The sequence below is a fragment of the Pseudooceanicola atlanticus genome (assembly GCF_000768315.1).
Taxonomy (GTDB): domain Bacteria; phylum Pseudomonadota; class Alphaproteobacteria; order Rhodobacterales; family Rhodobacteraceae; genus Pseudooceanicola; species Pseudooceanicola atlanticus.
The window spans coordinates 273,077-285,341 of sequence record NZ_AQQX01000002.1 but is presented as its reverse complement, the minus strand read 5'-3'; the positions used below and the strand labels follow the sequence as shown (position 1 = coordinate 285,341).

Here is a 12,265-nt window from a genome sequence, read left to right as displayed (position 1 = left end):
CGCCGCCGACTAGGCGCTAGGCGGATCACGCAGGAGCCCGCCATGCCCACCTATACCGCCTTCACCACCCTGACCGGCAAGACCCCCGCCGAAGCGCTTGGCGAGGCGATGGAGAGCCTGAGCCCCGAACCTTACGGCGTCGGCGTCTTCGAGATCGAGGACGGTTCTGGCCTGTGGGAGGTCGGCGGCTATTTCCAGGATCGCCCGGACGAGGCGGGGCTGGCGCTGCTGGCGACGATCCACGGGGCCAAGCCCTTTGCCGTCTCCGAACTGCCCGATACCGATTGGGTCGCCAAGGTGCGCCGCGAACTGGCCCCGGTGAAGGCCGGGCGGTTCTACCTCTATGGCAGCCATGACGCGGATACCGTGCCCGAGGGCTGCGTGCCGTTGCTGATCGAGGCCGCGATGGCCTTCGGCACCGGGCATCACGGCACCACGCAGGGCTGCCTCGAGGCGCTGGATCGCCTGGCCGAACAGGGCATCGTCGCCGAAAAGGTTGCCGATATCGGCTGCGGCACCGCCGTTCTGGCCATGGCCGCCGCCCGCATCTGGCCCGGCACCCCGCTGGCCAGCGACATCGATCCGGTCGCCGTCGAGGTGGCCGAGGCGAACCTGGCCGCCAACGGGATGCAGGGGCGTGTCACCTGCCTCGAGGCGACGGGGTTCGACCATCCGGATATCGCCGCCGGTGCGCCTTACGACCTGATCTTTGCCAATATCCTCAAGGGGCCGCTGATCGACCTGGCCCCCGACGTGGCCGGCCATCTTGCGGCGGGCGGACATTGCATCCTGTCGGGCCTGCTGAACGAACAGGCCGAGGAGGTCGCCGCCGCCTACGTCGCCGAGGGTCTGGAAAAGACCGAGGCACGCCAGATCGGCGACTGGACCACGCTGGTCCTGCGCAAGCCGGACTGATCAGCGGCGCATCAATGGCGCTGATTTTCAATCAATTCGCCAAATAATGGCCGTAATCAACCTGCATACACCTTCTCGTACAAGGTTCCGTAGGAGAGACGGGCATGAACTCAGGGTATAGAGAATTCGACCAGCGGCTGAGGTCGCTGGACAAGAAAAAGGCCGCTATCAAGGAAGGTGCCAAGGCCGAGATGGACGACACCGGCCTTGTCGAGCTGAAGCCGCATGGCCAGATGCGCCGCGCCTTCTTTCGCATGTTGCCGATCCGGGCGCTGATGATCCTTGCCGTGATCGGCGTCGGTTACAAAAGCTTCCTGCTGGTCAGCCTGGGCAGCGCGAATTACGCGGAAAAGGTGTCTCTTCTCAACGCGTCGGGCCGGGCAGTCGACCAGATCGGCGGCTGGCTGATGCAGGTCGATCCGGTGACGCTGAAAATTGCCGAGGTCATCAGCCCGCTGATCGGCTGACCCCTTTTCCAACGACAAACACCTGCCGCATCCGGCAGGTGCCAAAAGCAAAGACCGCGCCCCTCGGGACGCGGTCTTTTCTCATCAGCGCGGAGCCGAAGAGAGGGGGGTTAGCGCAGGTCGTTGAGGTCTGCGCGCATCAGGCCGATGTCGTTCAGCTCACGGTCGGTCAGACCGCCGAGCACTTTGCGGGTCACGCGACGGTCGTTCCAGTCGCGGATGGTCAGGACAACGTTGGAAACGGCGCGGCCGAACTGGCCAAAAACAACAGCCAGCCCGGACTGGGTGGTGGTATTCATCTGATAGACGGTCATAGTGGGGCTCCTTCGCAAGAGGGGTGATGAGTTTTCAAAGCGCCAATTATTCGAGCATTCGCGGTTAGAGAAGAGGCATTTTTGCATGGGTCGCATGACCGGTGCGCATAGCTCGAAAACAGGGTTAAGAGACTGATAACGCGATCATAATTCCGCCCAAATTTGCGTCGTTTTTCGTCTTCAGGGTGTCGCAGGCAGGCCCCGAAAGTCGGCCTCCGCGACCCGAATGTCGCAAACAGACCTCGCGCCGTGTCGTGCTTGTCCCTTGGCGAATGTTCACCATTCGTGCTATTTGTCGAAAAAAGTTGATAAACCGGGGCAGATCGAGGGGCCTGAATGAAAGTCATCGGCATTGATCCGGGCCTGCGCAGCCTGGGCTGGGGGGTCATTTCGGTCTCCGGCAGCCGAATCAGCCATGTCGCAAATGGTCAGTGCAACGGTGTCGGGGATGACATGGCCGCCCGCCTTCTGGCCCTGCACACGGCGCTGACACAGGTGTTTCGCGATCACGAGCCCGACCAGGCCGCCGTCGAAAAGGTCTTCGTCAACCGCGACGGGGCCGGGACGCTGAAACTGGGCCAAGCGCGGGGGATCGCCCTGCTGGTGCCGGCCCAGGCCGGGCTGGAGGTCGGGGAATACGCCCCCAACACGATCAAGAAATCCGTGGTCGGTGTCGGCCACGCCGCAAAGGAACAGGTGCAGCACATGGTCCGCCTGCAATTGCCCGGTGTCGAATTCACCGGTCCCGACGCCGCCGATGCCCTGGCCATCGCCCTGTGTCATGCCCATCACATGGGGTCGGCCGCGTCGCTGGCCCGCGCCGCCAAGGTGCGCGCATGATCGGGCGGCTGGCTGGCCGGATCGACATGCGGTCCACCGATCACGTGCTGATCGACGTGCGCGGCGTGGGCTATGTCGTCTTCGTCTCGGAACGCACCCTGGCCGCGCTGCCCGGCCCCGGAGAGGCTGCGGCGCTCTATACCGAACTGGTGGTGCGCGAGGACCTGTTGCAGCTGTTCGGCTTTCCGACGCTGGTGGAAAAGGAATGGTTCCGCCTGCTGACCTCGGTTCAGGGGGTGGGGGCCAAGGGCGCGCTGGCGATCCTGGGTGCGCTTGGCGCTGACGGGCTGTCCCGGGCGATTGCGCTTGGTGACCAGGCCTCGGTCAAGTCGGCCAAGGGCGTCGGTCCCAAGACCGCGCAGCGCATCGTGCTGGAGCTGAAGGACAAGGCGCCCACCATCATGGCCATGGGCGGTGCCCCTGCCAGTGTCACACCCGCTGCCGCACCCACGGACGAGACCGAGGTGATCGAGCCGGCACCCGCCCCGCAACCCGCGCCGCCGACCTCTGGCGCGTCCCAGGCCGAGGCGCTGTCGGCCCTCGCCAATCTCGGCTACGGCCCGTCCGAGGCCGCAACCGCCGTCGCACAGGCCGCCAGTGAGGCACCGGATGCCGACACTGCCGCCCTGATCCGCAGCGCCCTGAAACGGCTGGCCCCGGCATGACCGATCAGCCCGACCCGACCATGCGCCCCGATCCCCTTCCGGAGGATGCCGACGACACCCGGGCCCTGCGGCCCCAGACGCTCGACGATTTCATCGGGCAGAAGGAGGCACGGGCCAACCTGAGGGTCTTCGTCTCCTCCGCGCGGCAGCGGGGCGAGGCGATGGATCACACGCTGTTCCACGGCCCGCCGGGGCTGGGCAAGACGACGCTGGCGCAGATCATGGCGCGCGAGCTGGGGGTGGGGTTCCGCATGACCTCCGGCCCCGTTCTGGCCAAGGCCGGCGACCTCGCCGCGATCCTCACCAATCTCGAGGCGCGCGACGTGCTCTTCATCGACGAGATCCATCGCCTCAACCCGGCCGTGGAAGAAGTGCTCTACCCCGCGATGGAGGATTTCGAGCTCGACCTCGTGATCGGCGAAGGCCCCGCCGCCCGCACCGTCCGGATCGAGTTGCAGCCCTTCACGCTGGTTGGCGCGACCACCCGGCTTGGCCTGCTGACGACACCGCTGCGCGACCGTTTCGGCATCCCGACGCGGCTGCAATTCTATGACGAGGACGAGCTGCACGAGATCGTCACCCGCAACGCCCGCAAACTTGGCGCCCCCGCCGACGATGCCGGCGCCCGCGAGATCGCCCGCCGCGCCCGTGGCACCCCCCGCATCGCCGGTCGGCTGCTGCGCCGCGTCGTCGATTTCGCCGTGGTCGAAGGCGACGGCCGCATCACGCGGGAACTGGCCGACAGCGCGCTGACAAGGCTCGGAGTGGACAGCCTGGGCCTCGACGGGGCGGACCGGCGGTATCTCAACATGATCGGCGTCGAATACCAGGGCGGTCCGGTGGGGATCGAAACGCTCTGCGCCGCGCTGTCGGAAAGCCGCGACGCGGTCGAGGACGTGATCGAACCCTACCTGCTGCAACAGGCCCTGATCCAGCGCACCCCGCGCGGCCGGATGCTGGCGCACAAGGGCTATCACCACCTCGGGATCGCGCCGCCGACACGTGGCGGGCAGGGCAGCCTGTTCGAGGGATGACCCGCGACCTCGACGACCTGCAGGCCCGCGCGGCCCGTGTCGGCGCCCTCTATGCCGAAACCTTCGGGATCACGCCCGACAGCGCCTTCCACATCGGCAAGCTGACCGAGGAACTGGGCGAACTGACCGCCGCGCACCTCAAGATGACCGGTCGCGCGCGCCACGAAAAAAAAGCCCCGAGGCCGAATTGCGCCGCGATCTGGAGGACGAGGCGGCGGATCCGTTCGGCTTTCTCTTGCTCTTTGCGGATTGGCAGGGCATCGACCTTCCCGAAGCCTTTGACCGCAAGTGGGGACGATATCTTGACCGAGACCGACCTGCCCGCCCCGGAAGAGATTGAACGCTGGTTCACCCGCGATGACGGGTCCTTCCATTTCGCCCGCTGGGGCCGGCCCATCGTGCCGGTCGTCTTCGGCGTCGAGGATCAGAGCCTGCCGCCCCTGAAGGGCGCGATCGAGGCGCTGGTCGGCATGGCGGGTCACCACATGGCCGAAACCGACCCCGAGCTTGGCACAAACCTGATGCTCTTCTTCCTCAAAGATTGGGAGGAATTGCTGGAGGTCGAGAACCTGGATCGCCTTCTGCCCGAGCTTTCGTCCCTCGTGCCGCGCCTCGCCCGGGCCGAGGCCAGCCAGTATCGCCTGTTCCGCTTCGACGAGGATGGTGCCATCCGTGCCTGTTTCGTGTTCGTGCTGATGCGCGGCAAGCAGACCCTCCTCCCGGCCGAGGAGATCGGGCTGGAGCAGGCCGTCAAGGCGCTGCTCGACTGGGGGCCGGGGGCGTTTTCGTCGCGCTCTCCGCTCCTGCGCGGGGCGGATGGCCTGGCCCGGCTGCGCCCGGACATCGCCGCGCTGCTGCACGGGGCTTATGATCCGGTCATGCCGGCCAGTGCGACCAATGCCGCCCATGCGCTGCGGCTTTTCGCGCGGATGCAACGCGATGTCGGCTCTGCCTGATTGTTCTTAAATGCGAAGCATTAAGCCGCGACTGTAGCGACTTTGGAAACGGAAGCCTGACGAGACGGCCCGCGCCCGAGGCAGGCCAGACACAGACCAGAGACGGAAAGGACCCGAGGATGAGCCATCTCTTCAAACTGCGCGTCTATTACGAGGATACCGATCTGGCCGGCATCGTCTATTACGCGAATTACCTGAAATTCATCGAACGCGCCCGCAGCGAATGGGTCCGCGAGCTGGGCATCGACCAGCGCCGCATGAAGGAAGAGGACGGCATGGTCTTTGCCGTCCGCCGGATCGAGGCCGACTACCTGGCCCCCGCCCATTTCGATGACGAACTGGAGGTTCAGACCGCCCCCGAAGCCGTCACCGGTGCCCGCATCGTTCTGAAACAGGACGTGCTGCGCGATGGCGAGGTGCTGTTCTCGGCCCAGGTCACCCTTGTGGCGCTGAACGAGACCGGGCAACCGGCGCGTCTTCCGGCGAATATCCGCCTGCAATTGCACTGAACGGCGCGGCCACCTGCGCCTCTCGGCAATGTGTTGGCCTTTCGGCTTGTGATCCGTTACATTCAAGGACAATGAGGCCGCGCAAGACGGCCCGAACCCTTGTTTCTGACGAGCAGGCAGAATGGAAACCGAGACTCTTCAACTGGCGCAGCAGCTGGATTTTTCCATGTGGGCGCTCTTCGCACGTGCGACCCTGACCGTGAAACTGGTGATGATCCTTCTGATCGCCGCCTCGTTCTGGTCCTGGTCGATCATCGTACAGAAAATCATCACCTTCCGGTCGGCCCGACGCGAGGCCGCCAATTTCGACCGCTCCTTCTGGTCGGGTGAACCGCTGGACGAATTCTACGAACAGATCGGCCCCGATCCCAAGGGCCGGGCGCATCGCGTCTTTGCCGCCGGGATGACGGAATGGCACCGCTCGCATCGCGAAGACGGCCAGATGATCGCCGGGGCCCAGGCCCGGATCGACCGGTCGATGGACGTGACCATCGCGAAAGAGGTCGAAAGCCTGCAAGCGGGTCTGCCGGTGCTGGCCACCGTCGGCTCGACCGCGCCTTTCGTCGGTCTGTTCGGCACAGTGTGGGGCATCATGCATGCCTTCATCGGCATCGCCGAAAGCCAGAACACCAACCTTGCCGTCGTCGCGCCGGGCATTGCAGAGGCGCTGCTGGCCACAGGCCTTGGCCTGCTGGCCGCGATCCCGGCCGTGGTCTTCTACAACAAGCTGTCGACTGACGCGGATCGCATCGTCGGCAATTACGAAGCCTTCGCCGACGAGTTTTCGACCATCCTCAGCCGCCAGTTGGACAGCTGACATGGGCGCGGGGGTGATCGGCAAGGAAGGCGGATCGGGTCGCCGGGGGCGTCGCCGCGGCGGACGCGCCCGCCCGATGGCAGAGATCAACGTCACGCCCTTCGTGGACGTGATGCTGGTGCTTCTCATCATCTTCATGGTGGCCGCGCCGCTGATGGTCGTGGGCGTGCCGGTCAAGCTGCCGGAAACCGCGGCGACTTCTCTGCCGGCGGACCAGGAAGAACCGCTGACCGTCACGGTGACGGCCGAGGGCGCGGTGATGATCCAGACCTCCGAAATCCCGCGTGAAGAACTGATCACCCGCCTGCGCGCGGTGGCTGCCGAACGCGAAAGCGATCGGGTCTACCTGCGTGCCGATGGCGTCGTGCCCTATGAGAACGTGATGCAGATCATGGGCGCGCTGAACCGGGGCGGGTTCAAGAATATCGGTCTGGTCACCGAACCCGGCGGTCCCAGCCTGGACAGCGGGAATTGATTGGTGATCTGACATGCATGTCGGGCACATCATATCGGGGACGGGCCACCTGGCCCTTATCGGCTGGCTCATGTTCGGCGGTTTCGCCGCGCCCCCCGAGGACACGATCGAGGTGACGGATGTCGCTCTCATCTCGCCCGAGGAATTCGCGGCGCTGACCCCGGCGGTCCAGCCCCCCGGCGCGACGGACGAGGTGTCGGAACTGCCCCAGCCCGCGCCGGCCACCGACGCGCCCCAGGTCACGCCCACCCAGGACACCCCGCCCGAACAGGCCGCCCCGGCAGAGGCCGCGGCACCCGAGGCGGAAACCGCGCCGGAGCGCCCGCAGATCGCGCCGCCCCAGGCCGAGGTCGCCGATACGCCGCCGGAGATCACACCTCCGTCCGAGGATACGGCCGTGCTGATGCCGGAACAGCCCGCGGAAACCCCGCGCAGCATTCCCCGCGTCGCGCCGCGCCCCGTGTTGCGGCCCAATCCCGACGTGGCGACCGACGAGGTGCCGCAGACGCCGACCGCGCCGACGCCCGACGCCGCCGAGGTGCAACCCGAAGCCGAAGAGGCCGCCCCCGAGGAAGCCACGACCCAGATCACTCCGGATGCGACGCCCGATGGTGGGCCGCCCAAGGTGTCCAAGCGCCCGCCGACCTCGCGTCCCGTGCGCACCGCCGCCGCAGAGCCCGAGCCGGAACCGACAACCGCACCGACGCAAGACCGACGTGATACCGACGTGGAACCGACGTCCGAAAATCAGACCCAGAAGGACGCGATCAACTCGGCCCTTGAACGCGCGCTTGCGGGCTCCAGTTCGTCTGCGGACAGCAGCAACGTGCCCCAGGGCCAGTCCGGTCCGCCGCTGACGTCGGGCGAAAAGGACGCCCTGCGCGTTGCCGTGTCGTCGTGCTGGAATACCGGCTCCCTCTCGACCGAGGCGCTGCGCACCACCGTGGTCGTGTCCGTCTCGATGACCGAAGATGCCCGCCCCCGGATCGACACGATCCGCATGGTGTCGTCTTCGGGCGGGTCGAACGAGGCTGCCAGACAGGCATTCGAGGCCGCCCGGCGGGCTATCATCCGCTGCGGCACCAACGGTTACGGGCTTCCGGTCGACAAGTACGGCCAATGGCGCGACATTGAAATGACATTCAATCCTGAGAAGATGCGGATCAAATGATGAGACACATGACCAGGTTCCTTTCGGTTCTTGCCGCTGCCGTTCTGGCGGTCCTGCCCCTTGCCACGCTGGCCCAGGACGGTCCGCTGCGGATCGAGATCACCGAGGGTGTGATCGAACCGCTGCCCTTCGCCGTGCCGAATTTCGTGGCCGAGAACACGGCCGCCGCCGACATGTCGCAGCAATTGACCCGCGTCGTCGCGCAGGACCTGATGGGCACCGGCCTGTTCCGCGAAATCCCGCCCGATGCGCATATCGCGCGGATCACCAGCTTCTCCAGCCCGGTGCAATATGCCGACTGGAAGGCGATCAACGCTCAGGCCCTGATTACCGGCGCTGTGAGCGTCGGGGCAGGCGGGGCGCTGACGGTCAAGTTCCGGCTCTACGATGTCTTTTCGGGGCAGGAGATGGGGTCGGGCCTGCAATTCAATGGCACGACCTCGGGATGGCGGCGCATGGCCCACAAGGTGGCCGACGCGGTCTATTCCCGGATCACAGGCGAAGGCCCCTATTTCGACAGCCGCGTCGTCTATGTCGCGGAAACCGGCCCCAAAGACAATCGTCGCAAGCGACTGGCCATCATGGATTATGACGGCGCCAACGTGCAGTACCTGACCGACAGTTCCTCGATCGTGCTGGCGCCGCGGTTCAGCCCCACCGGCGACCGCGTGCTCTACACCAGCTACGAGACGGGTTTCCCGCGGATCTACGTACTCGACGTGGCTTCGGTCGGGCGGCGTGTGCTGGAAACCGGCAGCGGCTCCATGTCCTTCGCGCCGCGTTTTTCGCCAAATGGCCAGACCATCGTCTATTCGCTGACGGACGGCGGCAATACCGACATCTACAGCATGGACATCACTTCTGGCCGGTCGACGCGGCTGACCTCCGCGCCATCGATCGAAACCGCGCCCAGCTTTTCGCCTGATGGTAGCCGGATCGTGTTTGAAAGCGACCGGAGCGGGTCCCAGCAGCTTTACATCATGCCCGCCACCGGCGGAGAGGCGACGCGGATCAGCTTTGGCCAGGGTCGCTACGGCACGCCGGTCTGGTCCCCGCGCGGTGACCTGATCGCCTTCACCAAGCAGAGCAAGGGCCGGTTCCATATCGGCGTGATGCGCACCGATGGCGGCGAGGAACGCCTGCTGACCGCGTCCTTCCTGGACGAGGGGCCGACATGGTCGCCCAATGGCCGTGTCATCATGTTCACCCGCGAAACCCAGGGGGCGCAGGGGGCATCCTCTCTCTATTCCGTTGATATTTCAGGCCGAAATCTGAAGCAGGTCCGGACCGAAGGCGCCGCTTCCGACCCGTCCTGGTCGCCGCTCCAGAACTAGGCGGCAGAGTTTCCCACATGCCCACTCCCGTGGTAGGATGAGGCAAAACATGAGAAAACGAGGCACGAGATGAAACACCTGACACGCGCGGCGCTGATCGTATCCGCCCTTGCGCTGGCCGCCTGTTCGCAGAACGAACGGTTCGGCGAAAACGGCATGATGGGCCAGAACAATGGCGCCCAGGCCGGCATTCAGCCCGGCACCGCCAACGACCCGGCTTCGCCGCTCTACTTCCAGTCCAGCGTGGGGGATCGTGTCCTCTTTGCCGTCGACCAGTCGACGCTGTCGGACGAGGCGCGCATGGTCCTGAACGGTCAGGCGCAGTGGCTTGGCACCAACACCGACTACAACGCCGTGATCGAAGGCCATGCCGACGAACAGGGCACGCGCGAATACAACCTCGCACTGGGCGCCCGCCGGGCCAACGCGGTGCGCGAATACCTGATCACGCAGGGCGTGGCCGCCGGACGTCTTCAGACCGTCACCTTCGGCAAGGAACGCCCCATCGAGATCTGTTCCGACGAGGCCTGCTATTCCAAGAACCGCCGCGCCGTGACGGTTCTGAAATCGGGTCTGTCGGGCTAACCCGCACGGAGAAATCGCATGCGCCATATCCTGGCCTCTCTGCTGTTCGTGCTGCTGCCCCTCGGGGCGGTGGCACAGTCGCAGGATGAAACCCTGGCCGATATCCGGCAGGAACTGACGGTTCTCAACGTCGAGATCCAGAAGCTGAAACGCGAATTGTCGACCACCGGCGGCGCTGCGGGCGTGACGGTGGGCGGTTCGGTTCTGGAACGGCTCGACGCGCTGGAGGCCGAAGCGGTGCGCCTGACCTCCAAGACCGAAGAGCTCGAGTTTCGGATCAACTCCATCGTCGAGGACGGGACCAACCGGATCGGTGACCTGGAATTCCGTCTGGTCGAGCTTGAGGGCGGAGACCTGTCGCAGCTGGGCGAAACCTCGACCCTTGGCGGGGCAGTCCCCGAAGGGTCGCCCTCTGGCAGCACGACGGGCGGCACAACGACCGGCGGCACGCTGCCGGCAGCCAATACCGGCGCTGCGGATACGAGCGGCAGCTCTGCCGGGACGGAACTGGCCGTGGCCGAACGTGCGGATTTCGACGCCGCGCAAACCGCGCTGACCAACGGTGAAAATGCTGCCGCCGCGGAGGCGTTCACTGAATTCCTGGCCAATTACCCCGGCTCTCCGATGCAGGCGCAGGCCGAACTGGGCCGCGGCAAGGCGCTTGAGGCGCAGGGCGAGACGACACAGGCTGCGCGGGCCTACCTCGCTTCCTTCTCTGCCGCGCCTGACGGTCCCGTCGCGGCAGAGGCGCTCTACAATCTCGGGCGCGGCCTGGCCCAGCTAGGGCAGGGGCCAGAGGCCTGCACTACCCTGCGCGAGGTCGGCAACCGCTTCCCCGGCGCGCCGCAAGTGTCACAGGCGCAAACGGAAATGGCCAACCTGGGCTGTTCGTGACGCTGAGCGACACGATCCTGCGCGAGGTCGTGGCGGGGTATCTGACCGCCACGCCCTCCGCACCGATCGGTGTCGCTGTGTCCGGTGGATCGGACAGCCTCGCGCTGATGATCCTGATGCGGGACTGGGCGCAGGAGGTCGGTGCGGATCTGCGGGTTGTCACCGTCGATCATGGCCTCCGGGCCGAAGCCGCCGAAGAAGCGCAATATGTCGGCCGGATCGCCGCCGATCTGGGCCTGTCCCATGACATTCTGCGCTGGCAGGGCTGGGACGGCACCGGCAACCTGCAAGATCGCGCCCGACGTGCGCGCTATTCCCTGATGACCGACTGGGCCAAGGAGAACGGGATCGAGGTGATCGCCCTCGGCCATACGGCGGATGACCAGGCCGAAACCTTCCTGATGCGCCTGTCGCGCGAAGCCGGGGCCGATGGGCTGGCGGCGATGCAGGCCAAGCGGCTTCAGCGTGGGATCACCTTTCTGCGACCGATGCTCAGCCTGCACCGGGCCGAATTGCAGGCCTTCCTGACCCGTCGAGACCTGACCTGGGTGTCCGATCCCAGCAATGATGACCCGCGCTATGACCGGGTCCGCGCCCGGCAAGCGCTGCAAGTGCTGGAACCTCTGGGCGTGACCGTGGCGTCGCTGAACCAGGTGTCCCGGAACCTGGCGGACATCCGTGAAACCCTGGCCTGGTACACCTTTGTCGAGGCGCGGCAGCATGTGCGCGTCGATCACGGCGATATCGTGATCCCGCTTGCGGCCTATCGCACCTTTCGGCCGGAGATTTCACGGCGCCTGTTGCAACAGGCGCTGATCTGGGTGTCGGGGGCCGAATATCCGCCGCGTCGCAAGGGGATGACGCTGTTGCAACTCAGCCTGAGCGCGGGGACCGGGATGCCGCTTGCGGGGTGTCGGGTCACCGTTGCTAGGGGGGATATCCGGATCACCCGCGAGGCCGCCGCGCTGAAGGACCTGACCGCCGCCCCGGGCGAGCCCTGGGATGGACGCTGGCGCCTGATCGGCCCGGCCGTGCCGGGGGCCGAAGTGCGCGTGACCGGCGAAACCGGCCTGAAGACTTGCCCGGACTGGCGCGAGACCGGCCTGCCGCGGACGACTTTGCTGGCCGCGCCGGCGGTCTGGCAGGGCGACGAACTGGTCGCCGCACCGCTTGCCGGACGGGCCGAGGGGTGGCGTGCCGAACTTCTTCGCAGCGACGAGCAATTCTTCGCGACACTTCTGACGCATTGAATACGTCGCAACGAAACTTATTTTATGTCATGACGCGCT

Annotated in this window: 15 protein-coding genes; 14 read left to right on the top strand and 1 reads right to left on the bottom strand. The window is 66.0% G+C overall.

Going from position 1 to position 12,265, the window contains the following annotated elements:
- Positions 1-42 precede the first annotated feature (42 nt).
- Together ATO9_RS05530 and ATO9_RS05525 are read left to right on the top strand one after the other, a co-directional pair.
- On the top strand, positions 43-915 hold the full coding sequence (locus ATO9_RS05530; protein WP_043746478.1) for a 50S ribosomal protein L11 methyltransferase: 873 nt from the start codon (positions 43-45) through the stop codon (positions 913-915).
- 104 nt (positions 916-1,019) lie between these two features.
- On the top strand, positions 1,020-1,382 hold the full coding sequence (locus ATO9_RS05525; protein ID WP_043746475.1) for a hypothetical protein: 363 nt from the start codon (positions 1,020-1,022) through the stop codon (positions 1,380-1,382).
- Between the two features lie 110 nt (positions 1,383-1,492).
- Here ATO9_RS05525 and ATO9_RS05520 read toward each other — a convergent pair whose 3' ends face one another.
- A complete protein-coding gene (locus ATO9_RS05520; RefSeq protein WP_043746472.1) occupies positions 1,493-1,696 on the bottom strand; it encodes a DUF1127 domain-containing protein in 204 nt (67 codons plus the stop codon).
- 336 nt (positions 1,697-2,032) lie between these two features.
- Here ATO9_RS05520 and ruvC point away from each other — a divergent pair, with 336 nt between their 5' ends.
- The 12 genes from ruvC (at position 2,033) to tilS (ending at position 12,226) form a co-directional block, all read left to right on the top strand.
- On the top strand, positions 2,033-2,536 hold the full coding sequence (ruvC, locus tag ATO9_RS05515; RefSeq protein WP_043746468.1) for a crossover junction endodeoxyribonuclease RuvC: 504 nt from the start codon (positions 2,033-2,035) through the stop codon (positions 2,534-2,536).
- Entirely contained in the window at positions 2,533-3,201 is a 669-nt protein-coding gene (ruvA, locus tag ATO9_RS05510; RefSeq protein ID WP_043746465.1) for a Holliday junction branch migration protein RuvA, read from the top strand. The genes ruvC and ruvA overlap by 4 nt, the downstream gene beginning before the upstream one ends.
- Positions 3,198-4,235: a Holliday junction branch migration DNA helicase RuvB gene (gene ruvB, locus ATO9_RS05505; RefSeq protein ID WP_043746461.1), complete on the top strand. Its 1,038-nt coding sequence runs from the start codon at positions 3,198-3,200 to the stop codon at positions 4,233-4,235. The genes ruvA and ruvB overlap by 4 nt, the downstream gene beginning before the upstream one ends.
- Complete coding sequence (locus ATO9_RS05500; protein WP_337588270.1) at positions 4,232-5,191, top strand: nucleoside triphosphate pyrophosphohydrolase family protein; 960 nt, start codon at positions 4,232-4,234, stop codon at positions 5,189-5,191. The genes ruvB and ATO9_RS05500 overlap by 4 nt, the downstream gene beginning before the upstream one ends.
- A 119-nt stretch (positions 5,192-5,310) precedes the next feature.
- Positions 5,311-5,700 (top strand): tol-pal system-associated acyl-CoA thioesterase, encoded by a 390-nt coding sequence (gene ybgC, locus ATO9_RS05495; protein WP_043746456.1) that lies wholly within the window; start codon positions 5,311-5,313, stop codon positions 5,698-5,700.
- A 121-nt stretch (positions 5,701-5,821) separates the two neighbouring features.
- The gene (gene tolQ / locus ATO9_RS05490; protein ID WP_043746452.1) at positions 5,822-6,517 is read left to right on the top strand and encodes a protein TolQ; all 696 of its coding nucleotides are present in this window, start codon (positions 5,822-5,824) and stop codon (positions 6,515-6,517) included.
- Between the two features lies 1 nt (position 6,518).
- Positions 6,519-6,992, top strand: coding sequence for a protein TolR (gene tolR, locus ATO9_RS05485; protein ID WP_043746449.1), 474 nt, complete (start codon positions 6,519-6,521; stop codon positions 6,990-6,992).
- A gap of 13 nt (positions 6,993-7,005) precedes the next feature.
- Positions 7,006-8,163 carry a hypothetical protein gene (locus ATO9_RS05480; RefSeq protein WP_043746445.1) on the top strand — a complete coding sequence of 386 codons (1,158 nt, stop codon included), beginning with the start codon at positions 7,006-7,008 and terminating at the stop codon, positions 8,161-8,163.
- Between the two features lie 8 nt (positions 8,164-8,171).
- Positions 8,172-9,497, top strand: a complete 1,326-nt coding sequence (tolB, locus tag ATO9_RS05475) for a Tol-Pal system beta propeller repeat protein TolB (RefSeq protein WP_043746442.1) — start codon at positions 8,172-8,174, stop codon at positions 9,495-9,497.
- Positions 9,498-9,566: 69 nt separating this feature from the next.
- A complete protein-coding gene (gene pal / locus ATO9_RS05470) occupies positions 9,567-10,082 on the top strand; it encodes a peptidoglycan-associated lipoprotein Pal (RefSeq protein WP_043746439.1) in 516 nt (171 codons plus the stop codon).
- An 18-nt stretch (positions 10,083-10,100) separates the two neighbouring features.
- Positions 10,101-10,976 carry a tol-pal system protein YbgF gene (ybgF, locus tag ATO9_RS05465; RefSeq protein ID WP_043746434.1) on the top strand — a complete coding sequence of 292 codons (876 nt, stop codon included), beginning with the start codon at positions 10,101-10,103 and terminating at the stop codon, positions 10,974-10,976.
- Positions 10,973-12,226: a tRNA lysidine(34) synthetase TilS gene (tilS, locus tag ATO9_RS05460; protein WP_081979459.1), complete on the top strand. Its 1,254-nt coding sequence runs from the start codon at positions 10,973-10,975 to the stop codon at positions 12,224-12,226. The genes ybgF and tilS overlap by 4 nt, the downstream gene beginning before the upstream one ends.
- Positions 12,227-12,265: the final 39 nt, after the last annotated feature.

Bases quoted from the DNA above. Each gene is read 5' to 3' on its own strand.
- ATO9_RS05480 (WP_043746445.1), top strand. From the start codon at position 7,006: ATGCATGTCGGGCACATCATATCGGGGACGGGCCACCTGGCCCTTATC.
- pal (WP_043746439.1), top strand. From the start codon at position 9,567: ATGAAACACCTGACACGCGCGGCGCTGATCGTATCCGCCCTTGCGCTG.
- ybgF (WP_043746434.1), top strand. From the start codon at position 10,101: ATGCGCCATATCCTGGCCTCTCTGCTGTTCGTGCTGCTGCCCCTCGGG.
- ATO9_RS05500 (WP_337588270.1), top strand. From the start codon at position 4,232: ATGACCCGCGACCTCGACGACCTGCAGGCCCGCGCGGCCCGTGTCGGC.
- ruvB (WP_043746461.1), top strand. From the start codon at position 3,198: ATGACCGATCAGCCCGACCCGACCATGCGCCCCGATCCCCTTCCGGAG.
- ATO9_RS05530 (WP_043746478.1), top strand. From the start codon at position 43: ATGCCCACCTATACCGCCTTCACCACCCTGACCGGCAAGACCCCCGCC.
- ruvC (WP_043746468.1), top strand. From the start codon at position 2,033: ATGAAAGTCATCGGCATTGATCCGGGCCTGCGCAGCCTGGGCTGGGGG.
- ruvA (WP_043746465.1), top strand. From the start codon at position 2,533: ATGATCGGGCGGCTGGCTGGCCGGATCGACATGCGGTCCACCGATCAC.
- tolQ (WP_043746452.1), top strand. From the start codon at position 5,822: ATGGAAACCGAGACTCTTCAACTGGCGCAGCAGCTGGATTTTTCCATG.
- ATO9_RS05525 (WP_043746475.1), top strand. From the start codon at position 1,020: ATGAACTCAGGGTATAGAGAATTCGACCAGCGGCTGAGGTCGCTGGAC.
- ATO9_RS05520 (WP_043746472.1), bottom strand. From the start codon at position 1,696: ATGACCGTCTATCAGATGAATACCACCACCCAGTCCGGGCTGGCTGTT.
- ybgC (WP_043746456.1), top strand. From the start codon at position 5,311: ATGAGCCATCTCTTCAAACTGCGCGTCTATTACGAGGATACCGATCTG.
- tolR (WP_043746449.1), top strand. From the start codon at position 6,519: ATGGGCGCGGGGGTGATCGGCAAGGAAGGCGGATCGGGTCGCCGGGGG.
- tolB (WP_043746442.1), top strand. From the start codon at position 8,172: ATGACCAGGTTCCTTTCGGTTCTTGCCGCTGCCGTTCTGGCGGTCCTG.